Source organism: Streptomyces sp. NBC_00057 (assembly GCF_045041165.1).
GTDB lineage: Bacteria > Actinomycetota > Actinomycetes > Streptomycetales > Streptomycetaceae > Streptomyces.
In genome coordinates this window covers 2136075-2162605 of record NZ_CP108256.1, presented here as the reverse complement: position 1 = coordinate 2162605, position 26531 = coordinate 2136075, and the positions used below count along the sequence as shown (strand labels likewise).

Annotated in this window: 20 protein-coding genes and 3 pseudogenes; 14 read left to right on the top strand and 9 right to left on the bottom strand. The window is 70.6% G+C overall.

All coding sequences use genetic code 11. The features are described 5' to 3' along the window. Positions 1 to 136 precede the first annotated feature (136 nt). From OG953_RS10260 to OG953_RS10245, 4 genes are all read left to right on the top strand, one after another. On the top strand, positions 137 to 2968 hold the full coding sequence (locus OG953_RS10260; protein WP_405683627.1) for a bifunctional YncE family protein/alkaline phosphatase family protein: 2832 nt from the start codon (positions 137 to 139) through the stop codon (positions 2966 to 2968). A gap of 487 nt (positions 2969 to 3455) precedes the next feature. Continuing rightward, complete coding sequence (gene tdh, locus OG953_RS10255) at positions 3456 to 4484, top strand: L-threonine 3-dehydrogenase (protein ID WP_405683625.1); 1029 nt, start codon at positions 3456 to 3458, stop codon at positions 4482 to 4484. Between the two features lie 36 nt (positions 4485 to 4520). Further along, positions 4521 to 5714 (top strand): glycine C-acetyltransferase, encoded by a 1194-nt coding sequence (locus OG953_RS10250; RefSeq protein WP_405683623.1) that lies wholly within the window; start codon positions 4521 to 4523, stop codon positions 5712 to 5714. A 70-nt stretch (positions 5715 to 5784) separates the two neighbouring features. Next, complete coding sequence (locus OG953_RS10245; protein WP_405683621.1) at positions 5785 to 6717, top strand: LysR family transcriptional regulator; 933 nt, start codon at positions 5785 to 5787, stop codon at positions 6715 to 6717. A gap of 77 nt (positions 6718 to 6794) precedes the next feature. Here OG953_RS10245 and OG953_RS10240 read toward each other — a convergent pair whose 3' ends face one another. Then, positions 6795 to 7142, bottom strand: a complete 348-nt coding sequence (locus OG953_RS10240) for an FtsX-like permease family protein (protein WP_405683619.1) — start codon at positions 7140 to 7142, stop codon at positions 6795 to 6797. Between the two features lie 270 nt (positions 7143 to 7412). Here OG953_RS10240 and OG953_RS10235 point away from each other — a divergent pair. The 3 genes and pseudogenes from OG953_RS10235 (at position 7413) to OG953_RS10225 (ending at position 10999) form a co-directional block, all read left to right on the top strand. Continuing rightward, positions 7413 to 9042: pseudogene (locus OG953_RS10235) on the top strand (IS200/IS605 family accessory protein TnpB-related protein). Between the two features lie 80 nt (positions 9043 to 9122). Beyond that, complete coding sequence (locus OG953_RS10230; RefSeq protein WP_405683617.1) at positions 9123 to 10352, top strand: sensor domain-containing protein; 1230 nt, start codon at positions 9123 to 9125, stop codon at positions 10350 to 10352. Further along, positions 10340 to 10999: a LuxR C-terminal-related transcriptional regulator gene (locus OG953_RS10225; RefSeq protein ID WP_405683615.1), complete on the top strand. Its 660-nt coding sequence runs from the start codon at positions 10340 to 10342 to the stop codon at positions 10997 to 10999. Before OG953_RS10230 ends, OG953_RS10225 begins: the two co-directional genes overlap by 13 nt. Before the next feature lie 177 nt (positions 11000 to 11176). Here OG953_RS10225 and OG953_RS10220 read toward each other — a convergent pair whose 3' ends face one another. Then, positions 11177 to 11569, bottom strand: a complete 393-nt coding sequence (locus tag OG953_RS10220) for a VOC family protein (RefSeq protein WP_405683613.1) — start codon at positions 11567 to 11569, stop codon at positions 11177 to 11179. 112 nt (positions 11570 to 11681) lie between these two features. Here OG953_RS10220 and OG953_RS10215 point away from each other — a divergent pair, with 112 nt between their 5' ends. Both OG953_RS10215 and OG953_RS10210 read left to right on the top strand, forming a co-directional pair. Beyond that, on the top strand, positions 11682 to 12326 hold the full coding sequence (locus OG953_RS10215) for a nucleoside/nucleotide kinase family protein (protein ID WP_405683611.1): 645 nt from the start codon (positions 11682 to 11684) through the stop codon (positions 12324 to 12326). Between the two features lie 70 nt (positions 12327 to 12396). Then, positions 12397 to 13524: an aminopeptidase P family protein gene (locus OG953_RS10210; protein WP_405683609.1), complete on the top strand. Its 1128-nt coding sequence runs from the start codon at positions 12397 to 12399 to the stop codon at positions 13522 to 13524. A gap of 9 nt (positions 13525 to 13533) precedes the next feature. On the opposite strand, the gene OG953_RS10205 is transcribed toward OG953_RS10210, so the two are convergent. Then, positions 13534 to 13884: an aldo/keto reductase gene (locus OG953_RS10205; protein WP_405683607.1), complete on the bottom strand. Its 351-nt coding sequence runs from the start codon at positions 13882 to 13884 to the stop codon at positions 13534 to 13536. A gap of 52 nt (positions 13885 to 13936) precedes the next feature. After that, positions 13937 to 15718 (bottom strand): malto-oligosyltrehalose trehalohydrolase, encoded by a 1782-nt coding sequence (treZ, locus tag OG953_RS10200; protein WP_405683605.1) that lies wholly within the window; start codon positions 15716 to 15718, stop codon positions 13937 to 13939. 169 nt (positions 15719 to 15887) lie between these two features. Between treZ and OG953_RS10195 the strand changes: the two are divergent. Beyond that, positions 15888 to 16502: pseudogene (locus OG953_RS10195) on the top strand (glycoside hydrolase family 1 protein); the annotation flags it as partial. Here the strand turns inward: OG953_RS10195 and OG953_RS10190 are convergent. Beyond that, a complete protein-coding gene (locus OG953_RS10190) occupies positions 16409 to 16693 on the bottom strand; it encodes a hypothetical protein (RefSeq protein ID WP_405683603.1) in 285 nt (94 codons plus the stop codon). The pseudogene OG953_RS10195 and the gene OG953_RS10190 sit on opposite strands and share 94 nt — an antisense overlap. A 95-nt stretch (positions 16694 to 16788) precedes the next feature. Here OG953_RS10190 and OG953_RS10185 point away from each other — a divergent pair, with 95 nt between their 5' ends. Then, a complete protein-coding gene (locus OG953_RS10185) occupies positions 16789 to 17919 on the top strand; it encodes an alpha-L-fucosidase (RefSeq protein WP_405683601.1) in 1131 nt (376 codons plus the stop codon). On the opposite strand, the pseudogene OG953_RS10180 reads toward OG953_RS10185, so the two are convergent. Next, positions 17891 to 18076 (bottom strand): annotated as a pseudogene (locus tag OG953_RS10180) (GNAT family N-acetyltransferase); the annotation flags it as partial. The gene OG953_RS10185 and the pseudogene OG953_RS10180 sit on opposite strands and share 29 nt — an antisense overlap. Positions 18077 to 18134: 58 nt before the next feature. Between OG953_RS10180 and OG953_RS10175 the strand changes: the two are divergent. After that, positions 18135 to 18266, top strand: coding sequence for a hypothetical protein (locus tag OG953_RS10175; protein ID WP_405683599.1), 132 nt, complete (start codon positions 18135 to 18137; stop codon positions 18264 to 18266). A gap of 166 nt (positions 18267 to 18432) precedes the next feature. On the opposite strand, the gene OG953_RS10170 is transcribed toward OG953_RS10175, so the two are convergent. Continuing rightward, on the bottom strand, positions 18433 to 19386 hold the full coding sequence (locus tag OG953_RS10170; RefSeq protein ID WP_405683597.1) for a GNAT family N-acetyltransferase: 954 nt from the start codon (positions 19384 to 19386) through the stop codon (positions 18433 to 18435). Between the two features lie 182 nt (positions 19387 to 19568). On the opposite strand from OG953_RS10170, the gene OG953_RS10165 reads away from it, so the two are divergent. Both OG953_RS10165 and OG953_RS10160 read left to right on the top strand, forming a co-directional pair. After that, on the top strand, positions 19569 to 20135 hold the full coding sequence (locus tag OG953_RS10165) for an FHA domain-containing protein (RefSeq protein ID WP_405683595.1): 567 nt from the start codon (positions 19569 to 19571) through the stop codon (positions 20133 to 20135). 344 nt (positions 20136 to 20479) lie between these two features. Continuing rightward, the gene (locus OG953_RS10160) at positions 20480 to 21514 is read left to right on the top strand and encodes a cytochrome P450 (protein ID WP_405683593.1); all 1035 of its coding nucleotides are present in this window, start codon (positions 20480 to 20482) and stop codon (positions 21512 to 21514) included. Here OG953_RS10160 and treY read toward each other — a convergent pair. Both treY and glgX read right to left on the bottom strand, forming a co-directional pair. Then, a complete protein-coding gene (gene treY, locus OG953_RS10155; protein WP_405683591.1) occupies positions 21474 to 23870 on the bottom strand; it encodes a malto-oligosyltrehalose synthase in 2397 nt (798 codons plus the stop codon). The two genes, OG953_RS10160 and treY, sit on opposite strands and share 41 nt — an antisense overlap. Positions 23871 to 24194: 324 nt before the next feature. Further along, on the bottom strand, positions 24195 to 26360 hold the full coding sequence (gene glgX / locus OG953_RS10150) for a glycogen debranching protein GlgX (RefSeq protein WP_405683589.1): 2166 nt from the start codon (positions 26358 to 26360) through the stop codon (positions 24195 to 24197). Between the last annotated feature and the right edge of the window lie 171 nt (positions 26361 to 26531).

The window sequence follows — 26531 nt, the reverse complement described above, 5'->3', positions numbered from 1 at the left end:
ATGTGGTGTTGGGAACAGACTGTTTGCCGAGTGGACGTCGCCGCGACACATGGACACGGCGCGTACCGTTCACGGCCCGATCCTAGCGTCGCCGTGGCATCCGGACCGGATGCCACGGAGCGGGACAGGAGACAGGATGCTCGGCAAACCCCTCAGGAGAATGAGCGGTACGGCGATGGCGGCCATCGTTCTGGTGGCCGCACTCGGCACCACGGCCGCGGCCACCGCCGTCGGTATCAACGGCGGACTCGGCGGACTCGGCGGTTTCGGCGAGAACAAGGTCGACGGGACGACGACCGCCCAGGGCATACTGCTGCCCGACAACCAGCGCGTCGCCCCGCTCGGCACCCGCCACCTTGTGAACGACGCACGGATGCTGTCCAGCACACTGAGCCCCGACGGACGCACCCTCGCCGCCCTCACGTATCTGCACGGCACCGGCTATCTGACCCTCATGGACGTCACCACCGGCGCTGTCCTCCAGCGCGTCGGCACCGGGGCGAGCGGGGACAAGAAGATCGGCGACGGCAAGGCAGGCACCGACGGGCCGCTCTACTCGTCCGACGGCAAGACCCTCTGGTTCCCGCAGTCCCACACCCTGCTGCGGTTCACGGTGAACGGCGACGGCACCGTCGTCCCCTCGCCCGCCGCCTCGATCACGCTCAAGGGCTCGCACGGCGACGCCCTGCCCGGCGGCATGGCCCTGTCCGACGACGGAGCGAAGCTCTACGTCGCACTCAACGGCAGTAACACCCTCGGCGTCATCGACACCGCGACGAACACCCTGGTCAAGGAGATCCCGGTCGGCAACGCGCCCCGCCAGGTGGTCCTGACCGGCGGCGAGGCCTACGTAACCAACGAAGGCGGACGTCCGGCGAAGAATGGCGACAACACCAACCTCTCCAACGGCACTCCGGTGGTCGCCGACACCAAGAACGGCGCCGTCACCAACGGCACCGTCTCGGTCGTCGACCTGGCCGCGGAGAAGGAGACGAAGACCGTACGCGTCGGCCTGGAGCCCAGCGCCCTGCTGCTCCACGGGCGTTCACTGCTCGTCGCCAACTCCAACAACGACAGCGTCTCCGTCATCGACGTGAAGTCGAAGAAGGTCACCCAGACCTTCAACGTCAACCCACTGCCCGGCTCCTCGGTCGGCAGCGCCCCCAACGCCTTCGCCTTCACCGACGACCACACCCTGCTCGTCAGCCTCGGTCGGGACAACGCACTGGCCCAGTACCGCTGGAACGGTGGTATTGCCCCCGTCCGCTACGAAGGGCTGATCCCCACCGACTGGTACCCGAGCGGCGTCCAGGTGAGCCGGGCCACCGGGGACGTCGTCGTCACCAACGCCAAGGGCATCGGAAGCCGCGGCACCCCCAGCCGGAACAGCCAGGGCCCGAGCGCCGGACCCAACAACGGTGGTACGGCGACCGGTCACAACACGTACAACGACACCGCCTCCGTCACCACCTTCCCGATGCCGTCCAAGCGACAGCTCGGGGGGCTCACCCACCGGGTCTTCATCAACAACGACTGGGCGAAGCTGCTGAGGCAGAAGCAGACCTACGGCTCGGCGCGCGACCGCGAGCAGGTCATCCCGGCCAAGCTCGGCAGCCCCTCCAAGATCAAGCACATCTTCCTGATCATCAAGGAGAACCGCACCTACGACCAGGTGCTCGGCGATATCGGCAAGGGCGACAGCGATCCGTCCCTGGCCCAGTTCGGCCGGACCGTCACACCCAACCAGCACGCCCTGGCGGACGAGTTCGGCGTCAACGACAACTTCTACGACGTCGGTACGCTCTCCGCCGACGGCCACAACTGGCTGACCCAGGCCGACAACAACGACTACATCGAACACGAATTCGGCACCTGGTACCGCAGTTACCCCTCGCTCGGCAACGACGCCCTCGCCTACCAGCGCAGCGGGTTCCTCTGGAACACCGTCGAGCGGGCCGGCAAGTCCGTCGACAACTTCAGCGAGTACGCGGGCAACATCGCCCTTCCGGCGACCGGCGCGCCCACCTGGGCGCAGTGGTACCACGACTCCCAGGTGCTGGAGGGCAAGGCGACCGGGGAGCTCAACACCCCCATCGGCGCCTACCCTTCGACCTCCGACGTCCCCTCCGTCAACAAGATCAACCACCCGGACTACCCGACCTTCGACACCGACATCCCCGACCAGTACCGGGTCGACATCTGGCAGCGGTACTTCAAGGAGTACGAGAAGAAGGGCAAGCTCCCCAACTTCACCATGATGGCGCTGCCGCAGGACCACACCAACGGCACCAGCGGCATCGACCCCTACCCGACCGCGATGGTCGCCGACAACGACCTCGCCGTCGGCCGGGTCGTCGACACGATCTCGCACAGCAAGTTCTGGAAGGACACGGCAATCTTCGTCCTCCAGGACGACTCGCAGGCCGGTGTCGACCACGTCGACGGGCACCGCGCACCCCTCTGGGTGATCAGCCCCTACGCCAAGCGGGGCGCCGTCACCTCCACGTACTACACCCAGATCAACGTGGTGAAGACCATCGAGCAGATGCTCGGGGCCCAGCCGATGAACCAGATCGACCGGGCCGCCGAGCCCATGCGTGACTTGTTCACGGAGAAGCCCGACTTCACCCCGTACACCAGCATGCCCAACCGGATCCCGCTGGACTACGGGCTCAAGAAGCCGGCCTCGGCGGCTGCCGCGAGGCCGGCCGACAGGGGTGCGCAGCGCCCGCAGGTGCCCGCCCATATGCGGGAGATCGCCGCGCAGTGGGAGGCCTGGAGCGCGATCCAGGCGAAGAGCACGGGCGGCTCCCACCCCGTCGAGGACCAGGTGAACCCGGCCCAGCTGAACCGGATCACCTGGTACGCGTCCACCGGATGGACCAAGCCGTACCCGGGCGACAGCCGCGTCCTGGCACCCAATGAGGTGCCGGGCCGCGACAACCCGCCGCAGGAGCTCGGCGACTGATCATTTACGTGGTACGGAGGGCCGGTCACCCCGTTTCAGGGGCGGCCGGCCCGTCGCACGGGACTTCGGATATTCCCGTGCTCACTCGCGTACGAGGAACCATCCCACCAGATTCGTGACCCCGACGGAGGCCTTTCCGGAATGCTGCCGACTCCGTCGGCCGAAGATCACAGCGTGTGCGGACACAAGGTCCAGGCCGTGAACGCAGCGGGAGGCGGGGCGGGCGCCCGCGCCAGCGCCGACGATGGCGCTGTGCACAGCCGCTGGCCCGGCATGAAGCGGAACTGCGGGCGCGCTTAAGAAAACCTCGATGGACCTGTGGCGCGGGGTGCGGCAGATTTCTCCGTGACGGCAGAGGATGGTGCGCGGCAGCCGATCGACGCGTGCTGCCATGCCGTCCCTCTTTTCTTCCCCGGGCCGCAGGCTTCCTCAAGGCTGCCCCCGGCCCGGGGTACTCAACGCCGTACCAGCGCAGGGAGCCGCAGCCGTGAAGGCACTCGTGAAGCAGAAGGCCGAGCCGGGACTCTGGCTGATGGACGTGCCCGAGCCGGAGATCGGTCCCTCGGACGTACTGATCAAGGTGCTCCGCACCGGCATCTGCGGCACCGATCTGCACATCCGGAACTACGACGGCTGGGCGCAGCAGGCCGTGAGGACCCCGCTCGTCCTCGGCCACGAGTTCGTCGGCGAGGTCGCGGAGATCGGCGCCGATGTCGTCGACATCAACGTAGGTGACCTGGTCAGCGGCGAGGGCCACCTCGTGTGCGGGAAGTGCCGCAACTGTCTGGCGGGCCGCCGTCACCTGTGCCGCTCCACGCTCGGGCTCGGCGTCGGCCGGGACGGGGCGTTCGCCGAGTACGTCGCCCTGCCCGCGTCGAACGTGTGGGTCCACCGGGGCCCCGTCGACCTCGACATCGCCGCGATCTTCGACCCGTTCGGCAACGCCGTGCACACCGCGCTGTCGTTCCCGCTGGTCGGCGAGGACGTCCTGATCACCGGCGCCGGACCGATCGGCATCATGGCCGCGGCGGTCGCCCGGCACGCGGGCGCCCGCCACGTCGTCATCACCGACGTCAGCGAGGCCCGGCTGGAACTGGCCCGGAAGGTCGGCGTCAGCCTCGCTCTCAACGTCAGCGAGGAGACCATCTTCGAAGGGCAGAAGCGCCTCGGACTGCGCGAGGGCTTCGACATCGGCCTGGAGATGTCCGGGCGGCCCGAGGCGATGCGCCACATGATCGAGAACATGACGCACGGCGGCCGGATCGCCATGCTCGGACTGCCGTCCGAGGAGTTCCCCGTCGACTGGTCCCGCATCGTCACCTCGATGATCACCATCAAGGGCATCTACGGCCGCGAGATGTACGAGACCTGGTACGCCATGTCCGTACTGCTGGAAGGCGGCCTCGACCTCGCCCCCGTGATCACCGGCCGGTACGGCTACCGCGACTTCGAAGCGGCCTTCGACGACGCGGCGAGCGGCCGCGGCGGCAAGGTCATCCTCGACTGGACCTCCTGACCCGACGCCCTCGTAGACAGCTGGGAGACACCCCTCATGTTCGACTCCGTACGCGACGACATGCGCACCACCCTCGAAGAGATCGAGGCCGCCGGACTGCACAAGCCCGAGCGCGTGATCGGCACCCCGCAGTCCGCGACCGTCGCCGTCACCGCGGGCGGCCGCCCCGGTGAGGTGCTCAACTTCTGCGCCAACAACTACCTGGGCCTCGCCGACCACCCCGACGTGATCGCCGCCGCCCACGATGCGCTGGACCGCTGGGGCTACGGCATGGCCTCGGTCCGCTTCATCTGCGGCACCCAGGAGGTCCACAAGGAGCTGGAGCAGCGGCTCTCCACGTTCCTCGGCCAGGAGGACACGATCCTCTACTCCTCCTGCTTCGACGCCAACGGCGGTGTCTTCGAGACCGTCCTCGGCCCGGAGGACGCGGTCATCTCCGACGCCCTCAACCACGCCTCCATCATCGACGGCATCCGCCTCTCCAAGGCCAAGCGCTTCCGCTACGCCAACCGCGACATGGCCGACCTGGAGACGCAGCTGAAGGAGGCGTCCGGGGCCCGGCGCCGGCTCGTCGTCACCGACGGCGTCTTCTCCATGGACGGGTACGTCGCCCCGCTGCGCGAGATCTGCGACCTGGCCGAACGCTACGACGCCATGGTCATGGTCGACGACTCGCACGCCGTCGGCTTCGTCGGCCCCGGCGGCCGCGGAACGCCCGAGCTGCACGACGTGATGGACCGCGTCGACATCATCACCGGCACCCTCGGCAAGGCGCTCGGCGGTGCGTCCGGCGGTTATGTCGCGGCCCGCGCCGAGATCGTCGCGCTGCTGCGCCAGCGCTCGCGCCCGTACCTCTTCTCCAACTCGCTCGCCCCGGTCATCGCGGCGGCCTCGCTCAAGGTCCTGGACCTGCTGGAGGCCGCAGGCGACCTGCGCGAGCAGCTCAATGCCAACACCGCGCTCTTCCGTACCCGGATGACCGAGGAAGGCTTCGACGTCCTGCCCGGCGACCACGCCATCGCCCCCGTCATGATCGGGGACGCGGCGAAGGCAGGCCGGATGGCGGAGCTGCTCCTGGAGCGCGGTGTGTACGTGATCGGGTTCTCCTACCCGGTAGTCCCGCAGGGCGCGGCCCGTATCCGCGTCCAGCTCTCCGCCGCGCACTCCACGGCGGATGTGAACCGCGCCGTGGACGCGTTCGTCGACGCGCGGGCGGCGCTGGGGGAGTAGCGCCCGGGCCTCACCCGGGAGCCTCACCCGGGCGGCGGGGTTCCCTCCGTGACCTGGGACAATGGGGCACATGATCGATGCACGGCGGCTGCGCATTCTCCGTGCGGTGGCGGACCACCGCACGGTGACTGCCGCAGCCGCCGCGCTGTATCTCACGCCCTCCGCGGTCTCCCAGCAGCTCGCCGCGCTGGAGCAGGAGACCGGGCACCGGCTGGTCGATCGCGGCGCGCGCGGCGTCCGGCTCACCGCCGCCGGCGAGATCCTGCTGACCCACACCAACGCGGTCCTCGCCCAGCTGGAACGGGCGGAGGCCGAGCTCGCCGCATACAGCGCGGGGGACGCCGGTACGGTCACGGTCGCCGCGTTCGCCACCGGCATCGGCCTGGTCCTCGCCCCCGCCCTAGCCGAACTGACGCTCACCGCGCCCGGCATCCGGGTCCGCGTCCAGGACGCCGAGGGCGATGCGAGCGTGCCGATGGTGCTCGACCGGCAGGTCGATGTCGCGGTCGCCGTCGAGTACCGGGGCGCGCCCGGCGAGGACGACCGGCGGCTGACCCGGGTACCGCTGTACTCGGAGCCGTTCGACGCGGTGTTGCCGGTGGGGCATCGGCTGGCCTGCCAGGAACAGGTGGCGGTCGCCGACCTGGAGAAGGACCCGTGGATCGGTCCGTACCCCGGCAACCCGTGCCATGACGTGGTGGTCCTGGCCTGCGAGTTCGCCGGGTTCCAGCCGAGGCTGGAGCACTCCTCGGACGACTTCCGTGCGGTGGTCGCGCTGGCCGGCGCGGGTGCCGGGGTGGCGCTGGTGCCGCGGTCGGCGTTGCGGGGGATGGACCTCACGGGGGTGGTGGTGCGGCCGGTGGAGGGCAGCGCGCCGACCCGCCGGGTCTTCGCCGCGGTGCGGCACGGAGCGGAGGAGCATCCGCTGATCGCGCCGGTGCTCGACGCGCTGGCCACGGCGGCGGTACGGGAGGCGGCGCTGCCGCTGCCGGCCTCACTGTGACGCGCGCCGTGGGGCGGGGCGTCCGCCTCCCATGACGCGCGTCGGCGGCGGGCGTCGTCCTCAACCGCCGAACGGGCTCAAGCTCGGCGTTTGAGGACGAAGCGGCCGCCGGGCGAGCCCGGCCACATCGCCCCCGCACCCGCCGCCACCGTCACGGCCAGCACCAGCACCCCGTACTGCACCGGCGGCAGATACGGCACCGAACCGGTTGTCGACGCCGCGAACGCCACCAGCGGGACCGCCGCGACCAGTGTGCCGATTGCCAGGCCCGCCACCGCCACCAGTCCCGTCTCCAGGACCAGCATCCGCCTCACCTGGCGGCGGCCCGCGCCGACCATCCGCAGCAGTCGGAATTCGGGGCGGCGGCCCACCGTGATCAGGGACAGCGTGCTGATCACCGCGAGCAGGGCGAAGCCGCCGATCACCCCGACACCGATGATGACCAGGGCGTTGTCCTGGTCCGACGACGGCGGGGCGATCCGTACGTCGTCCGCCGTCGCGGTACGGACCTGCGCACCCGTGTACGGGGAGAGGGTGCGCGCTGAGCTGAAGTGCGTTGTGGTGAGTGGGAGTGAGTCCTGTCGGCGGGTTCGCGGGAGCGGGAACGGGAGTTCTGGGGCCGAATGGGTGACCTTGGCGGCTGCTCCTCGTTGGGCTGGGTGGCAGGTTTCCAGTCTTGGGGAGGGGGTGTTGTGATGGGTGGTTTGCGGGAGTTGGCGGCGCCGTTCGTGGTGCCCGGGCCGTGCGGGGTGGCAATCCGGGACCGCCTCAAACACCTCACACCCCTGGACGAGAACGTGCTCCGCTTGGTCGGTGAGCATCAGGGGGCGCTTGCTTCCCGTGATCTCAGGGCCCGCTGTGCGGATGGCCTGGAGCACGGTGCGGACACCTGGGCGGCGCGTAAGCGGGACCTGACCGGGGTGTCGTCGTCGCGGATCGCGGGTGCGATCACCAAGGCCACGCACGATCAGTGGGCGCTCGCGCGCCGTTGCCAGGCGGCGTATATCGGGAAGCTGGCGGCCGGGATCAGGACGCTGCGGCACCGCCTGTCCCTCCCGATCGGGTCGAAGGGCACCAAGCGTGCGGCGGGTGGCTACCGCTCCAAGGGCGAGTGGTTTTGCAAGTCCCGCCGCCTCGCGGCACTGGAAGACCGGCACACTGCTGCTGTCGCTGAGTGGCAGGCCGGACGGGTGCGGGTGGTCCGGGGCGGCAGACGTCTCCTGAACACCCGCCATCACCTCGCCCAGGCCCGTCTCACCGAGGAGCAGTGGCGGGAACGGTGGGAGGCGGAACGCTGGTTCATCGCTGCCGACGGCGAGTCGGGGAAGCGGTTCGGGAACGAGACGATCCGCGTCACTCCGGAGGGCGAGGTGAGCATCAAACTGCCTGCCCCGCTCGCGCACTTGGCCAACGCCCCTCATGGCCGGTACACCCTCACCTCGACCGTGGCGTTTGCGCACCGGGGTGCGGAGTGGGCCGACCGCATCACCTCGAACCGGGCCGTCGCCTACCGCATCCACCTCGACACGGACCGCGGCCGCCTGGTACCTCACCGCGTCCTGGCAACGCCCCGTCATCCAGACCATCCCGCTGGAGACCGCCCGCGCCCGGGGTGTGATCGGCGTCGACACCAACGCGGACCACTTCGCCGCCTACCACCTGGACCGGCACGGCAACCCCGTCGGCGACCCGCGGCGGTTCTTCTACGACCTGTCCGGTTCGGCCGGCCACCGAGACGCCCAGATCCGCCACGCCCTGACCCGCCTGATCAACTGGGCCAAGAGTGCCGGTGTTGCCGCGATCGCCATCGAGGACCTCGACTTCACCACCGAGAAGACCCGCGAGAAGCACGGCCGCCGCAAGCGGTTCCGGCAGCTCATCTCCGGCATGCCGACCGGCAAGCTCAAGGCCCGGCTGGTCTCCATGGCCGCCGAACACGGCCTGAGCATTGTCGCGGTCGACCCCGCCTACACCAGCATGTGGGGTGCCCAGCACTGGCAGAAACCGCTGGCCACCCCGCACCGCAGAATGTCCCGTCACGATGCCGCCGGCATCGCGATCGGACGACGCGCCCTCGGACACCCGATCCGGCGTCGGACGGCACCGCCCCCACACGACCGGAGTGATCGTGCGGGGCATCGGACCGCCCAGGCCGGACCAGGTCTCCGAGGGCGTGAGGGAACCCGCCCGCCCACAACGGACCGGCCCCCTGGAGAGCCGTTACCGAACGGGACGCGAAAGCGGGAACCCAGCGCATCCAACACCGTTCGGGATGCGCCCAGTACGCAGCAGTGGGTCCAGGACCCACTCACGCACACTGGTTAGGAACGGTTCAGCCAGCTCCACCACGGTCAGGGGGAGGCCCCCACTCCGGCGGCGGGTGAACCCCCGTAACGTGCTGTGTCATGAGCACCACTCCCGCCCCGCTGACGGTCGCCATCCGGCGTTCGTGGGATGCGTCGCGCTATCTGTTCATCGGCATTCCGATCGCGCTGCTCGCATATGTGGGCACGTTCCTGGTGGTGGCGGCCCTGATGTTCGCCGCCGTGATCATCGGGCTGCCCGCCCTGCCCGAGGCCGCCAAAGTGCTGCGCCGGTTCGCGGAGTTCGAGCGCCGCAGGGCGGCAGCGCGACTCGGCGTTCCGTTCACGCCGACGCCGTATCCACAGCTGGACGGCGGTGAACTCTCCGAGCGGGTCCGACGCGTACTCACCGACCCGACGGTCTGGCGCGACGCGCTCTGGCTGCCGATCCAGGCGCTCATGGGCAACGCCCTCGGCTACCTCACGATGGTGCTGTGGCCCATCGGGCTCCTCGTCGACGGGGCCGCGCTGCCCGTCGTGCACCTGCTGGACCGGCGGACCGCCGACGAGTACGGGACACCGCTGCCCGCGCGCCAGGGATGGGTGCTGCGCTGGCATTCCGTACTCGCTGATCTGTCGGCGAGCTGGACCCGGTCCCTGCTCACCTCCTCGCCGTCCACCGCACTCGCCGACCGGATCGCCCAGTTGACCGAGAGCCGGGCCGGGGCCATCGAGGCGCACGGCGCCGAACTGCGCCGCATCGAACGGGATCTGCACGACGGCGCCCAGGCCAGGATCGTCGCCCTGTCGATGCGCATCGGCCTCGCCAAACAGCTCCTCGACCGCGACCCGGCCGCCGCGCGCATCCGCCTGGACGAGGCACAGGACGGCGCGGAGGCCGCCCTCGCGGAACTGCGGCACGTGGTGCGCGGCATCCATCCGCCCGTACTGACGGACCGTGGACTGACCGGTGCGGTACGGGCGTTGGCCGCCGATGTCAGCGTGCCCGTCACCGCGGAGCTCGACGGTGTCGAAGACGGGCGACGACTGCCGGCCGCGATCGAGGCCGCCGCCTACTTCGTCATCGCCGAGGCCCTCACCAACATCAGCAAACACAGCGGCGCGACAGCCGCGACGATACGGATCGACCGGACCCCCGGCACCCTGCGGGTCGCCATCGGCGACGATGGTCACGGCGGCGCGGACGAACGCGCCGGCAGCGGGCTGGTCGGAATCAGGCGACGGATCGCCGCCCTCGACGGCACCACCCGCATCAACAGCCCCACCGGGGGGCCGACGCACATCGAAGTGGAGCTGCCGTGCGGATCGTGATCGCCGAGGACAACGCGCTGCTGAGGGAGGGGCTGATCCTCCTGCTCACCAGCTCGGGCCACGAGGTGGTGGCCGACGCAGCGACCGGGCCCGAGGTGCTGCCCGCCCTGCTGGAACACCGCCCGGACGCCGCCGTGCTCGACGTACGGCTCCCGCCCACCTTCCGCGACGAGGGGCTGCGCGCCGCACTCGCCGCCCGCGCGGAGATGCCCGAACTGCCGATCCTGGTCCTCTCGCAGTACGTCGAGGAGACGTACGCCGCCGAGCTGCTCGCCCAGGGCGCCCAGGGCATCGGGTACCTGCTGAAGGACCGGGTGGGCCGCGTCGACCAGTTCCTTCAGGCGCTCGACCGGGTGGCGGGCGGCGGCACTGCGCTCGACCCCGAGGTCGTGACCCAGCTGCTGACCCGCAAGTCGTCGGCCCAGCCCCTGCAGAGCCTCACTCCGCGCGAGCGCGAAGTCCTGGAACTGATGGCACAGGGCAAGGCGAACGGCACCATCGCCACCGAACTGGGGGTGACGGAACGGGCCGTGAGCAAGCACATCGGCTCGATCTTCGCCAAGCTCGGCCTGGAACCGGACGACGGCACGGTGCACCGGCGGGTGCTTGCGGTGCTGGCGTATCTGGAGGGCAAGGGCACGCGCTGACGCGCGCCGTGCCCGGTTGACGGGGGTACTGTCCGGTCGGCCGATTGCGTACGGTCTCGCCCGGGCCGTTCGTTCAGCCGTGTCGGTCGTGCGGCGCGCGACCGGCAGGGCACGATCGGTCACGTGCCCAACGTAACGGTGACCACCGACAACTCCTGCGGACGCAGGCGCCGCAGGTCAGGGCCGCGTGGGCTGGAGCAGATCCCAGCGATTGCCGTACAGGTCCTCGAAGACCGCCACCGATCCGTACGCCTCGTGCCGCGGTTCCTCCAGGAACCGCACCCCGGCGGCCAGCATCCGGGCGTGGTCGCCCGCGAAGTCCTCGGTGTGCAGGAAGAAGCCGACCCGGCCGCCCGTCTGTGCGCCGATGCTCGCCCGCTGCGCCTCGTCCTTGGCGCGGGCCAGGAGCAGCCCGGTCCCCTTTGTACCGCGCGGCCGCACGACCACCCAGCGCGAGCCGTCGCCCCGGTCGGTGTCCTCCACCAGCTCGAAGCCGAGGGCGTCCGTGTAGAAGGAGACGGCTTCGGCGTAGTCGCGGACGACCAGGGTGACCAGGGCGATGTGCGGCATGAGATTCCTCGGACGGGGGCGGGCAATGGTGTGGCGAGCCAGTTCGTTATACGTAACACTACCCGTCTCTGCGGGAATCGAGCAGTCCGCACCACGGGCACGCGGCGGGACAATGCCCCGTATGGACATCAGCGAACTCACCGAGCTGACGGCGCGCGCCCTGCGCCTCGCCGTCCCCGGCCGGCGCCGCATCCTCGGCATCGCGGGACCGCCCGGAGCCGGGAAGTCCACCCTGGCCGCACAGCTCGTCGACGCTCTCGACGGTCTCGCCGTCCTCGTCCCCATGGACGGCTTCCACCTCGCCCGGGCCGAGTTGGAACGACTCGGCCGCGCCGGACGCAAGGGCGCCCCCGACACCTTCGACGCCGCCGGTTACGCGGCCCTGCTCCGACGCCTGCGCCTCCCGGAACCGGAAACCACCGTGTACGCCCCCGCCTTCGACCGCGCCCTGGAGGAGCCGATCGCCGGGGCCGTCCCCGTACCCCCGGACATCCCGCTGGTCGTCACCGAGGGCAATTACCTCCTGCACGACGAAGGGGCCTGGGCGTCCGTACACCGGCTGCTGGACGAGGTCTGGTTCCTGGAACTCGAACCGGCCCTGCGGGTACGCCGGCTCGTCGACCGGCATGTGCGGTTCGGCAAGCCCCGGCCGTACGCTGAGCAATGGGTGACCGAGTCCGACGAACCCAACGCACGCCTGGTCGAACGGGGCCGCCCCCGCGCCGGCCTCGTCGTACGGCTGCACCCGGAAATCTGACCCCCACTCGCGTGGACGGGCACGTACGGGCAGGATGCTGTATGCCGTGTCGCGTCGCCAGGAGGTCCGCATGTCCAGCCCGAACCAGCCCGTACCGTTCACCGCCGACGACTACCGGGCCCGGATGACGCGTGCCGCCGAGAGCGCCGCCGAGGCCGGGCTCGCGGGAGTGCTGGTCGCCCCCGGACCCGATCTCGTCCACCTCACCGGCTACCAGCCCGTGAACACCGAACGCCTCACCGTCCTCGTCCTCACACCGGGCCAGGACCCGGTCCTGGTCGTCCCGACCCTGGAGGCCCCGGACGCCGAGAAGGCCGTCGGGGCACCCGCCCTCACCCTCCGGGACTGGACCGACGGCAAGGACCCGTACGCCGTCGCCGCCCCGCTGCTCGACGGCCGGGGCCGGTTCGCGGTCAGCGACAACGCCTGGGCGATGCATCTGCTCGGGCTGCAGCGGACGCTTCCGGACACCTCGTACGTCTCCCTCACCGAGGCCCTGCCGATGCTGCGCGCGGTGAAGGACGCCGCTGAGCTGGAGCGGCTCGCGGCTGCCGGGGCCGCCGCCGACGCCACGTACGGCGAGATCCTCAAGGTGCGCTTCGCCGGCCGCAAGGAGACCGACATCGCCGCCGATCTGGCCGATCTGCTCAAGCGGTTCGGGCACTCCCAGGTCGACTTCACCGTCGTCGGATCCGGCCCGAACGGCGCCAATCCGCACCACGAGGCGGGCGACCGCACCATCGAGCAGGGTGACATGGTCGTGCTCGACTTCGGCGGCCTCAAGCACGGCTACGGCTCCGACACCTCCCGTACGGTCCATGTCGGCGAACCCACCGCCGAGGAGCAGCGGGTCCACGACATCGTGCGGGAGGCCCAGGAGGCGGGCTGCAACGCGGTCCGGCCCGGCGTCGCCTGCCAGGAGATCGACCGCGCGGCCCGCGCCGTCATCACCGAGTTCGGCTACGGCGAGCGCTTCATCCACCGCACCGGCCACGGGATCGGCGTCACCACCCACGAACCGCCGTACATGATCGAGGGCGAGGAGCAGCCGCTGGTGCCCGGGATGTGCTTCTCCGTGGAGCCGGGCATCTATCTGCCGGGCCGGTTCGGTGTCCGGATCGAGGACATCGTGACCGTGACCGAGGACGGTGGCCGACGCCTCAACAGCACCGCGCGCGAACTGGCGATCGTCGAGTAGCGCCCGGCCCTACCGGTCGCGGTCGCTCAGCCGCTCCAGGATGTCGTACGGATACGGCAGCGGGCGGGCGCTCGCCGCGTCCAGCCTCGCCGTCCGGTCGTCCGTCAGCTCCCGGCCCACGGCGCCGAGATTGTCGGTGAGCTGCTCGATCGTGCGCGCCCCGGTGATGGGGGCGGTGGCGCCCGGCCGCCCGAGGAGCCCGCGGAGTGCGACCTGGGCGGGGGTGCGGCCGGCTTCCTCGGCCACGGCCAGGACGGCGTCCACGACCTGCCAGGTCTCCTCGTTGTCCCGGCGCCGCAGGTCGTCGCCCCCGTTCGCCCGGTTGCGGGCCGCGCGGGAAACGGCGGGCGCGTCCGTCATGCCGCGCCGGTACTTGCCGGACAGCCGGGGCTCTACCGCGCGCCCCCGGAGATCAGTCGTCGGCCAGCACCACGCACGACTCCGGCGGCAGATGCAGCAGCCCGTCGCCGCCCGGGGCTTCCACCGGCTCCCACGCGGCCACGACTCTGCCTCCGGCTCCCCGGCGCCGGCCGCCGCCCAGCGGGATCGTGGCCGGCTTCTCGTCGAGGTTGACGGCGATCCGCAGATCTCCCCTCCGGTATGCCAGCCAGCGCGCCTGTTCGTCGTGGGCGGTCCGCACCGACGCCAGGTTCGGGTCGGAGAGGTCGGGCAGGGCGTGGCGCAGTGCGATCAGCTCGCGGTACCAGGCGTGCAGACGGGCGTGCGGCTCCTGAGCCGGTTCGCTCCAGTGCAGGCAGGAGCGGTTCCGGGTGGCTGGGTCCTGCGGGTCCGGAATGTCGTCCGCCGCCCAGCCGTGCGCCGCGAACTCCCGCCGTCTGCCGCCCCGGACCGCCTCGGCGAGCGCCGGATCGGTGTGGTCGGTGAAGAACTGCCAGGGGGTGCGGGCGCCCCACTCCTCGCCCATGAACAGCATCGGGGTGAAGGGCCCTGTCAGTACGAGGGCCGCGGCGCAGGCCAGCAGACCGGGCGAGAGCCTGGCGGAGAGCCGGTCGCCCAGTGCCCGGTTGCCGATCTGGTCATGGGTCTGGGCGTAGCCGACGAAGCGGTGGGCCGGGGTGTGGGTGATGTCGACGGGGCGGCCGTGGGTACGGCCGCGGAAGCTGGAGTACGTACCGTTGTGGAAGAACACGCTCGTCACGGTCTTGGCGACGGCGGCCAGCGGGGCGGCGGCGAAGTCCGTGTAGTAGCCCTGGGACTCACCGGTGAGCGCGGTGTGCAGGGCGTGGTGGAAGTCGTCGTTCCACTGGGCGTGCAGGCCGATCCCGCCCGATTCGCGAGGTGTCGTCGTCCGCGGGTCGCAGAGGTCGGACTCGGCGATCAGCGAGAGCGGACGGCCGAGTTCGGCGGCGAGCGCGTCGGTCGCCGTGGACAGCTCCTCCAGGAAGGTCAGCGCCCGCGTGTCGGCCAGGGCATGGACCGCGTCCAGCCGCAGTCCGTCGAGCCGGTAGTCGCGCAGCCAGGCGAGCGCGCTGCCCAGCAGATACGCCCGCACCTCGTCCGAACCGGGCGCGTCGAGGTTGACCGCCGCGCCCCACGGTGTGTGGTGGGTCTCGGTGAAGTACGGGCCGAAGGCCGGGAGGTAATTGCCGGACGGGCCGAGGTGGTTGTGGACGACGTCCAGGACGACCGCGAGTCCGAGACCATGCGCCGTGTCGACAAAACGCTTAAGCCCCTCCGGACCGCCGTACGGCTCGTGCACGGCCCAGAGCGACACCCCCTCGTACCCCCACCCGTGGGTACCGGGGAAGGGGCAGACCGGCATCAGCGACACATGGGTGATGCCCAGTTCGGCGAGATGGCCGAGCCGGGCCGCCGCGGCGTCGAAGGTGCCCTCGTCGGTGTACGTACCGATGTGCAGCTCGTACAGGACGGCACCCGGGAGTCCCCGGCCCGCCCAGTCATTGCGCCAGGTGTACGCCGAGTGGTCGACGACGGCGCTCTCGCCGTCCGGCCCGTCCGGCTGACGGCGCGAGCGCGGATCGGGCAGCACGGGCCCATCGGCCCCGCCGTCCGCGCCCCCGTTCAGCACAAACCCGTAGCGGTCCCCGTCCGACGCCTCCGCCTCGGCGGTCCACCAGCCGGCCCGCACGGGATCACGCCCCATTGCCCGCAGCGCACCCGCCAGCCGCAGTTCGACCGAGTCCGCATCCGGTGCCCATACCTCGAACAGCATGCAACGCTCCTCGTCTCCTCGCCCCCGTGCCCCATGGTCGGCATCAGCCGCGACGACTGACTCGCGACACTGGATCGAGCCCGTTACTGGCGATTAAGGTCTGGTTCTGATCACTGCCCCGTCAGGTTCTGCTCAATACGCACTCCCTCTTACGGCTGTGGAGGCCGAGATGAATGTGCCGTCGTTCCCGCCCGGTTTCCTCTGGGGAGCCTCCGCCTCCGCATTCCAGACCGAAGGGGCGTCCGACACCGACGGCAAGGGCCCCTCCGGCTGGGACGCCTTCGCCGCACAGCCCGGACGGATCAAGGACGGCACCGACACCACCCGCGGGACCGGCTTCCACCAGCACTACCGCGAGGACGTCGCCCTTCTGGCCGGCCTCGGCGCCGACGCCTTCCGGTTCTCCGTCAGCTGGCCGCGCGTGGTGCCCGGCGGCAGCGGACCCATCAACCCGCAGGGGCTCGACTTCTACGACCGCCTCGTCGACGAACTCTGCGCCCACGGCATCACCCCTGCCCCCACCCTCTACCACTGGGACACCCCGCTGCCGCTGGACGAGGCGGGCGGCTGGCTCAACCGGGACACGGCCTACCGCTTCGCCGAGTACGCGGGCATCGTCGCCGAGCGCCTCGCCGACCGCGTACCGATGTGGATCACCATCAACGAACCGGCCGAAGTGACGATGCTCGGCTACGCCCTCGGCGAGCACGCACCGGGCAGCACCCTCCTCTTCGACGCCCTGCCCGCGCCCGCGACCGGGTTGGCGATCACCGCGACCAGCGCCCCGGCCCCGGTCGCCCAGCCGAGCGCGACCTCCTTGCCGGACGAGGTGAGATCGTCGATCTGCTCCGCGAGCAGCACCTGGATCGGGGTGAGAAAAGCCATGTACAGGCCCAGATTGGCCAGCACCAGACCGCCGATCCAGCCACCGCCGACGCGGCGCTGCGGTTCCGTACGGGGATCGTCCAGGATCATCGGCTACTCGCCATCAGCTCGTCAGGGTCCGGCAAGGTGCCCAGGAGGTGCCCGGATCTTACGAACGACCTTCTTCGTGATCAATACTTCGAGCCATGGTTGCTTCATGGTGGTCCCGGGCCCGACTGGGGATCTTTGTGCACTGGACGCCCGCCTCCGTACCGGGCTGGGCCCCGCCGTACGTCCCTGCGGACGAGCTGCCCCTGGCGGGCCGCCGCTCGCCGCTCGGCTGGACGTCGTACGCCGAGTGGTACGAGAACGCGCTCCGCTTCCCCGACAGCCCCGTCTGCGCCCACCACCGCGCGACCTACGGCTCCCGCCCGTACACAGCCTTCGGGGGCGACTTCAACGACGCCCTGGACACCTGGGACCCCGCCGCCTGGGCCCGCAGCTTCCGCGCCGCGGGCGCACGCTACGCCGTCCTCGTCACCAAGCACCACGACGGCTTCTGCCTCTGGCCCTCCGAGGTCGGCAACCCGCACCGCACCGGCTGGCACACCTCGCGCGACGTGGTCGGTGAATTCGCCGAAGCCGTACGGGCCGAAGGGCTCCGCTTCGGTGTCTACTACTCCGGCGGCCTCGACTGGACCTTCGACGACCGGCCCATCGGTACCGGCGCGGACACCGTCTCGGCCGTCCCGCGCGGCAGCTACCCCGCGTACGCGGGCGCCCAGATACGCGAACTGATCCGCCGCTACCGCCCCGACATCCTCTGGAACGACATCGCCTGGCCCGGCTCCCGCTCCGACGTCCAGCGTCTCGTGGAGTACTACCGCTTCACCGTCCCGCACGGCGTCGTCAACGACCGGCTGTTCCCGTACGCACCGATGTGGCGTGCACTGCAACTCCCGGGCGCCAAGGCCCTGTACGACCGCTGGGAGCGCCGCACCATCGCCCAGGGCGAAGGCTTCGTCCCGCGCAAACCCCCGTACTACGACTTCCGTACGCCCGAATTCGCCCGCTACACCGGCCCCGACCCGTACGAGATCACCCGTGGCATCGACCACAGCTTCGGCTACAACCGCAACTCCCCGCCCGAGGCGTTCCTCGGCCGGGACGCGCTGGACTCGCTGGTACGGGAGACGGCGTCCGCGGGCGGCAATCTGCTTCTCAATGTGGGGCCGCGCGGCGAGGATGCCACGATCCCCGCCGAGCAGCAGCTCCGCCTGGACTGGCTGGCGGAACCCACCCCTGAAATCACACCAGATGGACGCGTTCCTGGCTGATGCGATGGCCGGCCCGGGCGAACGCGGCCGCCATCGGTATGTTGCCGCGGTCGGTGGCGCCCGCGATGAACTCGGCGCCCTCAGCGGCCAGGAAGTGTGTGCACTCGGCGAGCAGGTCGTACCCGTAGCCGTGCCCGCGCTGCTCGGGTACTGTTCCGGCCGCCGGTGCGAAGATCGGATTCCCGCACAGCCAAGCCATCGCCCCGGCCGCAGCCATGGACGCCGAAGCGTCCGGCGGTGTCGCACTCAAGGCGCTGATCCCGGGGATCCTGCTGTTGGGTGCCGCCCTTCTGATCGCCGGCGTGCGCGTCCGCCGCCGACGCAGTGGAAGAACGGCCGGCGTGTGACGGCTTCCCCTGCTCCGACGGCTTCGTCCGTGGCGGACATGTCCACCACGCGAACAACCAGCTCGGACGCCACGATCATCAGCTGAACTGCCCATAAACCAGGACCTTCTTCGGTTCTCGGGCGGGTGGTCACCGTAACCGGCAGTCCGGTGGACCGTCCACGGGATCAGTCCCAGACCATGTCGAAGGAGCGCTCGAAGTTCACATACCCGAGGCGCTCGAAGGACTTGGCCATCGGGACGTTGCCGAGGTCGGTCGAGGCCCGGATCCGTTCCACGCCGTCCTGCGCGGCCAGCACCCTGGTCCCCTCGGCGAGGATGTCGTCGATGTAGCCGTGACCGCGCTGGGCGGGCAGCACGCCGATGTAGGCGATGATCGGGTTGTAGTTGTTGCGCGCCGGGATCACGAACCCGACGGGTTCACCGCCCGGGAGTTCGGCGATGCGCCACCACTCGCGCGGTGTCGTGTACCTCGCCAGCTCCTCGTCGTAGTGTTTCTCGGCCGCCTCGCGGGCGCCGAGTCCGGATGCCAGGTCGGCCCGGCCGTGGGCGTCGAGGGTGCCCTCCATCGCCGGTGTCATCAGCGAGAGGAGATCCTCCCGCCCGTCGACCGGGCGGAACCGCAGCCGGCCGCTGCCGGCGGGGACCGGCGTACCGGCGCGCCACTCCAGGCGCAGCCGCTCGACCAGCATCCGCGCACCGGAGCGCTCCATGACCCGTATCCGGGCCTCGACGACATCACGGGCCGCAGGGTCCTCGCGCCAGTCGGCCGGTACAAAGCGTCCGTACTCGGGCCGTGGGGCACCGGCGGGCACGACCGCTGCCGTCGCCGCCTCCAGCAGCCGCAGGCCCGCCTCGCCGCGTTCGGGCTCGGGCAGGGTGTCGTCGAGGTCGAAGAAGTCGAGGAACAGGGGTATGTCACCGCCCTGGCTCCACCAGGCGATCCGCGCGACCACGCGTTCGCCGCGCAGCGCCACCCACATCCACTCGGGACGGCGACGCCCGCTCTCCAGGTCCTCGGCGAGCTCGTGATCGAGTACGTACGACAGCCGGCGGAAGAGCACGAGCTCCTGCGGACCGGCGAGCGGACGGATGGTCAATTCCTGTGGTGCATGGGTCACAAAGTCTCCTCGAGACGCGCAGAAGGCCTCCGGCGATCGACCGGTGGCCTGCGGCGGGAGAGAGTAGCAACGTCTTCCCGGCACTGCTCAGAAATTCCGGAGCAGGTGTTCCGTGCAGGTCAGGAGTCCGGAAGCGGAGTTGTTCTGGACACTCCGGGGCGGTCGGCCCGACAATTGGCTTCGTGACGTCCCCCTTCGAGTTCCACACGTATCCCGCGCGGCTGTCCGACGCCCAGCGCGACCGTGTTCTCGGCGTGCTCAGAGACGGCGCGGCACAGGGCAAGCTGTCCCACGACACCTTCATGCGGCGCATGGAACTGGCCCTCACCGCTCGGTGCTCGGAGGAGCTGGAGGCGCTCACCGCAGACCTGGAGAGCGAAGACCGCTGGTCACGGCGGATACTGCGGGTCGTGAGCGGAGTGTCCGGCTTTCCCGGCCGGGTGCGCCGGGTCTGGCAGACCGAACGCCTCCCGAAACTCCTGCTCCCCACTCCCAGCCCGTACCCCCTGCTGATCGGCCGCGATCCGGGCAACGGGCTGCGGCTCAACCACGAGACCGTCTCCCGGCTCCATGCGGAACTCACCGTGCAGGGCGGCCGCTGGCTGCTGCGCGACCTCGGCTCGACCAACGGCACCTGTGTCAACGGACAGCGGGTCACGGGTACGGTCCCGGTCCGCGACGGGGACCAGGTGAGCTTCGGACGGATGAGCTTCCGGCTCTCCGCACCCGCCCTCGGGCCCCCTGCCTGAGTCGGACGCAGGCCCGGCGAGGCGGCAGCAGGACTGCTGACGGAGGCCGCGGCCGGCGAGGGTGGGAAAGGCTTCGCCGACCGCCTCGGAGAGCGTCGGACGGTCGTGGTCGCCCAGCACGGCCGCCCCCCGTGTCGAGCTGACCGGGGCCGCCGCCGCGTTCACGCATCTGCTCGGAGTCTCCTGGCCGTTCCGCCCCGGTCGCCCACGGACCGATACCCGGCCCGACCGGGTACACCGTCGTCACCCGGACAGCCGTACATCGACTGCGCAGCGCCCCCGGCGGTGATCCGCTGGTGAGGAACCGCGCCGCACACCGGCGCCCAGACGCCCCGGGGGTACCGATGCAGGCCGACGCGCCCGAGGGCATACCCCCACCGCACCCCGGCCGCCGGGCCGGCCGGGCGGCGCGCGGATCCCGCCCCGGCACCGGCCCCAGCCTGCTCGCACCCGGCGCCGCACACGACCCGTACCGGCTCTACCGCATCCTGCGCGAGGAATACCCGCTCAGCTACGACGCGCCCCTGGGCGCCTGGCTGGTCAGCCGGTACGCGGATGTGACCACGGCCCTCAGCGACCCCCGGTTCACCGGGTTCCCGCACGACACTGCGCCCCGCGGCGGCCCCGCACCCCTCGGACTCTGCCACGGCAGCACCCTGTGCACGCCCCGCAAGCAGCGCAGGGCCGCCACCGGTTCAGTACCACGTCACATGGCCGAGCGGATCGAGCGCACCGCCTACGTGCTGGCGCACCGCATCGCAGGCCGCCAACAGGCCGACCTCGTCGAGGAGTTCTGCCACTGGCTGCCCGTCGGTTGCGCAGCCGACACGCCCGCCCGCCCGTACGCGACCCGGCTGCCCCGCACCGGACCGGGACGCACCGCCACCACACCCTGCACCCGGCACACCGGCCTCCGCGAGACCGCGCTCGCCTCCTTCCTCGCCAACCTGCTTGACGCCCCCGACCTCCTGGCCGCGCTGCGCATCGAACCCGCCCTGGCCGTCCGGGCCTGGACGGAGTCGCTGCGCCGTGACCCGCCCGTCCAGGTCGTGCTGCGCCGTACCGTCACCGAGGTCACCCTCAGCGGCGGGACGCTGCCTGCCGGGGCGCCCGTCGCCTGTCTGATCGGCTCGGCGGGCCGCGATTCCGAACGGTTCTGTGCACCCGACCTCTTCGATCCCTTCCGCCACGACCAGGGCCGGTCCCTCACCGGACCGGCGGGCTGCCCGGCCGTCGCGCTCGGGCGACTGGAGGCCCAGCAGGGCCTGCGGGCCCTGCTCGACGCGATGCCCGGGCTCCGCTGGGCCGACGGATTCCGCCCGGCCGGCACCGGGGTGCTCACGCGCGGTCCGCGGGCCCTTCTCGTCCGACCCGGCTGAGCAGCGCCACCGGACGCTGCGCGAAGAGTTCGACGAGCGCGACCGTGGCCCCGGTGAACTTCCGGCCGGGCGCCAGCAGATCGGTCCACGGCCCGTCGTCCGGCAGCGTCAGCTCCGTCCCGCGCCAGCCGCCCGACTCCGCCAGCCGCAACGACAGCCTGGTCACCGCGGTGACCACCTCGCCCGAGCGGCAGAAGGCCAGACAGTGTGCGGCCGCCGGGCCATGGGCGCTCAGCGGGGCGTACGTACCCGACTCGCCGAACACCTCCGGCCGTTCGCGCCGCAGCCGCAACGCCGCCGCGGTGAGCTCCCCCTTCTCACTGAAGGCCCCGTTCCCGGAAGGGTGGCAAAACGGCCGCCGGTTGTCCGGGTCGACCAGCGCCAGGTACTCCCGTTCCGTGCCCTGATACAGATCAGGCACACCCGGCATCGTCAGCTGCACCAGCGCCGCGCCGAGCACATTGGCCCGTACGTACGGGTCGAGCGTGCCCGCGAAGCGCTCCAGCGCCTCGCGCACCGGACCGTTGTCGGCGGCCGGTCCCGCCGCGACGAAGTCCGTCATCGCCCGCTCGTACGCCGGATCGGGCTCGGTCCAGCTGGTGAAGAGTCCCGACTCGCGGACTGCCTTCAGCAGTGCGGGCTCCAGCCGGCCCGCCATCTCCCGGACAGGCAGCTTCACGCAGCCGAAGGCCGTCTGCCAGGCCTGCCAGGCGAGCTGCGCATCGGGAGCGGTCGCGGGAGTCGCCCGCCCCAGCTCCACCAGCAGCCAGGACCACTGCTCCGGGCACTGGGTCAGTACCGCGACCCGGGCCCGTACATCGGCGCTCCGCTTGGTGTCGTGCGTGGTCAGCGCCGTGCCGGTGGTCGGCCAGTCGCGCGCCAGCCGGGCACAGAACGCGTGGAACTCCTCCGGTGTCACCGCAGGCTGACCGGGGTTGCCGCCCACCTCGTTCGCCGAGATCAGCGGTACGTACCGGTAGAACGCCGTGTCCTCGACCGACTTGGCGCGCAACGCCGACGCGGTCTGGGCGAACCGGGCGCAGAACGCCGCCCGGTCGGGCCCCTCGCCGAGCCGCCCCATTGCCAGATCCCGCACGACCTCGACGGCCGAAGCCTCCTCCGGAACGGAGAACACCGCCTCCGCATCCCGTACGGCCGCATCCGAGAGCGTCGTCCCAGCCGTCTTTGTGCGGGGCCCGCCGGGTGTCACATACGGGCGGTAGACGGGTACGCGTACAAGAAGTTCACACACGGCGGTGTGCAGCGTCCACGGTGCGTGGTCGCGCAGCGCGGGGTCCTCGGCGCAGATACGTACGGCGAGCCGGGTCAGCAGCCCGGTCTCGGCGGCCAGTTCATGCGTCACCACCCGGTACGCGGCCCGGCGGACGGTCGACGTCCAGTCACCGCCGCGGTCCCCGGCGGGCCCCGCGTACTCCCGGTAGCGGCCGAGCAGCTCCGCGGCGCCCATCGGATCGACGAAGAGGCCGTCGATCCGGTGCAGCGCGTCGTACCCGGTCGTCCCCGCAACGGCCCAGCCCGCGGGCAGCGGCTCGGTACGGTTGAGGATCTTCTCCACCACCGTCCACCGCCCGTCGGTCGCCGCCGAGAGCCGCTCCAGATAGGCCTCGGGATCGGCGAGCCCGTCGGGGTGGTCGATGCGCAGCCCGTCGACGACCCCGTCCCGGACCAGCTCGAGGATCTTGCCGTGGGTGGCGGCGAAGACCTCGGGGTCCTCCACTCGCACCCCGATGAGGTCGGAGATGGTGAAGAACCGCCGGTAGTTCAGCTCGGTGCGGGCCAGCCGCCACCAGCCGAGCCGGTAGTGCTGGGCATCCAGCAGTTCGGGCAGCGGCAGACGGGCGGTGCCGGTCCGGAGCGGGAACTCCTGCTCGCCGTAGCGCAGCACCTCCCCGTCGACCCGGAGCCTGTCGATCTCGTCGCCGATCCGTCCGGCCAGCACCGGTAGCAGCACCTTGCCGCCGCCCGCCGCCCAGTCGATGTCGAACCAGCGGGCGTACGGGGACTCGGGGCCCTCGCGCAGCACCTCCCGCAGGGCGTGGTTGTGGCGGGGGACCGCGGCCATGTGGTTCGGCACGATGTCCACGACCAGCCCGAGACCGTGCTCATGCGCCGTGCGGGCCAGCTCACGCAGCCCCTCCTGACCGCCGAGCTCGGCGCGTACCCGGCTGTGATCGACGACGTCGTACCCGTGTCTGGAGCCGGGCACGGCTTCCAGGACCGGGGACAGATGCAGATGGGAGACGCCGAGCGCGGCGAGATACGGCACGGCGTGTCCGGCAGCCGCGAACGGGAAGTCCGGCTGGAGCTGAAGCCGGTAGGTGGCGGTGGGCGTCATGCGCCGTTACGTACCCAGCCTGCGGGCTCCTGTGTCACCGAGCGCCGCAAAGGGCTCGACCGGCGGTGTCGTCGAGTCGACGGCCGGGCCGGAAGCCCGGACCCAGGACCTGTCCGGTGGATCTTCGCGGGCCCGCGACGCCTGGCACGGCACCTCGCTGCGTTGTCGGAGTCGTCCCAGTACGTCCAGTACGAGGACGATCCTTCGCCTTGCGATGCACCGCACCGGACGCCGCGGGCTGATCCGCGAAGATCCGCCGGACAGGTCTTACGCTTGGCTTTAAACCCCACCAAGACATGATCTTGGTGGGGTTTAAAGCCAAGCTTAGGCGGGCCGCTGCAGCACCGCCATGCTCCGCCCGATCAGCGTCACCCGTTCGCCCGCCGACACCTTCGGCCCCGAGCCGGGAAGGACGCCGGCGGGGCGCGCCGTGTCGACCACCACCATCCACTGTCGGCCATGATTCACCGGAACGGAGAACTCCAGCGTGTCGGCGCTCGCGTTGAACATCAGCAGGAACGAGTCGTCGGAGATCCGTTCGCCGCGCGGCCCCGGCTCCGAGATCGCACGGCCGTTGAGGAAGACCGTCAGCGCCTTGGCGTGCGCGGCCTGCCAGTCCCGTTGCTTCATCTCGCTGCCCTCGGGTGTGAACCACGCGATGTCCGAGAGCTCGTCGTGTGTGCCCTCGACGGGACGGCCGTGGAAGAACCGGCGGCGCCGGAAGACCGGATGGTCGCGGCGGAGCCAGACCATTGCCCGGGTGAACTCCAGCAGACTGCTCCCGAGACCGTCCCCTTCGGCCGGATCGGCCTCGTCCACGTCGTCCGTCGCGGCCTCGGCGGGGTCCGGCCAGCGCACCCACGACAACTCGTTGTCCTGGCAGTACGCGTTGTTGTTGCCCCGCTGCGTACGCGCGAACTCGTCGCCGTGACTCAGCATCGGCACGCCCTGCGACACCATCAGAGTGGCGATGAAATTCCGCATCTGTCGTTCGCGCAGCTCCAGAATCTCCGGCCGGTCCGTCTCGCCCTCCGCGCCGCAGTTCCAGGACCGGTTGTGACTCTCGCCGTCCCGGTTGCCCTCGCCGTTCGCCTCGTTGTGCTTGTCGTTGTACGAGACCAGGTCATGCAGCGTGAAACCGTCGTGGCAGGTGGTGAAGTTGATCGAGGCGAGCGGCCGTCGGCCGTCGTCCTGGTACAGGTCCGACGACCCCGTCAGCCGCCCGGCGAACTCGGCGAGGGTTCTCGGCTCGCCCCGCCACAGGTCCCGCACGGTGTCCCGGTACTTGCCGTTCCACTCGGTCCACAGCGGCGGGAAGTTCCCCACCTGGTAGCCGCCCTCACCTACGTCCCACGGTTCGGCGATCAGCTTCACCTGGCTTACCACCGGGTCCTGCTGCACCAGATCGAAGAACGACGACAGCCGGTCGACCTCGTGGAACTGCCGGGCCAGGGTGGCCGCCAGGTCGAACCGGAAGCCGTCCACATGCATCTCCGTGACCCAGTACCGCAAGGAGTCCATGATCAGCTGCAGCACGTGCGGCGAGCGCATCAGCAGGGAGTTCCCGGTCCCCGTGGTGTCCATGTAGTACCGCTGGTCGTCCGCGAGCCGGTAGTACGAGGCATTGTCCAGGCCCCGGAAGGAGAGCGTCGGACCCAGGTGATTGCCCTCCGCGGTGTGGTTGTAGACCACGTCGAGGATCACCTCGACACCGGCCTGATGCAGCGCCCGAACAGCCTGCTTGAACTCCAGCACCTGTTCACCGCGGTCCCCCCAGGAGGCGTACGCGTTGTGCGGGGCGAAGAAACCGATGGTGTTGTAACCCCAGTAGTTGGCCAGCCCCGCGTCCACCAGCCGGTTGTCCTGGACGAACTGGTGAACCGGCATCAATTCGATCGCTGTGACGCCCAGTTCTGTCAGATGGGCGATCACCTCCGGATGGGCCAGCCCCGCGTAGGTGCCGCGCAGCTCCTTCGGCAGCCCCGGATGGAGCATCGTCAGACCCTTCACGTGGGCCTCGTAGATCACCGTGCGGTGGTAGTCCGTACGGGGCCGCCGGTCGTCGCCCCAGTCGAAGTACGGGTTGACCACGACCGAGGTCATGGTGTGCGGCGCCGAGTCGAGATCGTTGCGCGCGTCGGGTCGGCCGAACGGATAGCCGTACACCGCCTCGCCCCACTGGATCTGCCCGGCGACGGCCCTGGCGTACGGGTCCAGCAGCAGTTTGGCCGAATTGCAGCGGACGCCGCGCTCCGGTTCGTACGGCCCGTGGACCCTGAATCCGTATCGCTGACCGGGCATCACCCCGGGCAGATAGGCATGGCGGACAAAGGCATCGGTCTCCCTGAGTTCCACCGCCGTCTCGGAACCGTCGTCGTGCAGCAGGCACAACTCGATTCGGTTGGCGGCCTCCGAGAAGACCGCGAAGTTGGTCCCGGCGCCGTCGTACGTGGCACCGAGGGGATACGCCTGTCCCGGCCAGACCTGCATAGGTTGACTCTTCCACTTCTGATCCGGGTGCCTGGTGCTTGCGGGCTGCTTGAGCCAGATCTTCCCCGAAAGAGTTGCGGCTACCTAGGACGTCGCGCGGTCCGGTCAACATCGGGCCTCTCCGTGTCGCCCGGATCCGGGATCCGGGGGCCCGAGCCGGTCGCAGGCCCG

What these genes read in the sequence shown, in the direction of transcription:
- OG953_RS10260 (WP_405683627.1), top strand. Translation starts at nt 137, where the DNA reads ATGCTCGGCAAACCCCTCAGGAGAATGAGCGGTACGGCGATGGCGGCC.
- treZ (WP_405683605.1), bottom strand. Translation starts at nt 15,718, where the DNA reads ATGCTGTTCGAGGTATGGGCACCGGATGCGGACTCGGTCGAACTGCGG.
- OG953_RS10175 (WP_405683599.1), top strand. Translation starts at nt 18,135, where the DNA reads ATGGACGCCGAAGCGTCCGGCGGTGTCGCACTCAAGGCGCTGATCCCG.
- OG953_RS10185 (WP_405683601.1), top strand. Translation starts at nt 16,789, where the DNA reads ATGGTTGCTTCATGGTGGTCCCGGGCCCGACTGGGGATCTTTGTGCAC.
- OG953_RS10220 (WP_405683613.1), bottom strand. Translation starts at nt 11,569, where the DNA reads ATGCCGCACATCGCCCTGGTCACCCTGGTCGTCCGCGACTACGCCGAA.
- treY (WP_405683591.1), bottom strand. Translation starts at nt 23,870, where the DNA reads ATGACGCCCACCGCCACCTACCGGCTTCAGCTCCAGCCGGACTTCCCG.
- OG953_RS10215 (WP_405683611.1), top strand. Translation starts at nt 11,682, where the DNA reads ATGCCCCGTATGGACATCAGCGAACTCACCGAGCTGACGGCGCGCGCC.
- OG953_RS10230 (WP_405683617.1), top strand. Translation starts at nt 9,123, where the DNA reads ATGAGCACCACTCCCGCCCCGCTGACGGTCGCCATCCGGCGTTCGTGG.
- OG953_RS10245 (WP_405683621.1), top strand. Translation starts at nt 5,785, where the DNA reads ATGATCGATGCACGGCGGCTGCGCATTCTCCGTGCGGTGGCGGACCAC.
- OG953_RS10205 (WP_405683607.1), bottom strand. Translation starts at nt 13,884, where the DNA reads ATGACGGACGCGCCCGCCGTTTCCCGCGCGGCCCGCAACCGGGCGAAC.
- glgX (WP_405683589.1), bottom strand. Translation starts at nt 26,360, where the DNA reads ATGCAGGTCTGGCCGGGACAGGCGTATCCCCTCGGTGCCACGTACGAC.
- OG953_RS10210 (WP_405683609.1), top strand. Translation starts at nt 12,397, where the DNA reads ATGTCCAGCCCGAACCAGCCCGTACCGTTCACCGCCGACGACTACCGG.
- OG953_RS10190 (WP_405683603.1), bottom strand. Translation starts at nt 16,693, where the DNA reads ATGATCCTGGACGATCCCCGTACGGAACCGCAGCGCCGCGTCGGCGGT.
- OG953_RS10250 (WP_405683623.1), top strand. Translation starts at nt 4,521, where the DNA reads ATGTTCGACTCCGTACGCGACGACATGCGCACCACCCTCGAAGAGATC.
- OG953_RS10160 (WP_405683593.1), top strand. Translation starts at nt 20,480, where the DNA reads ATGCAGGCCGACGCGCCCGAGGGCATACCCCCACCGCACCCCGGCCGC.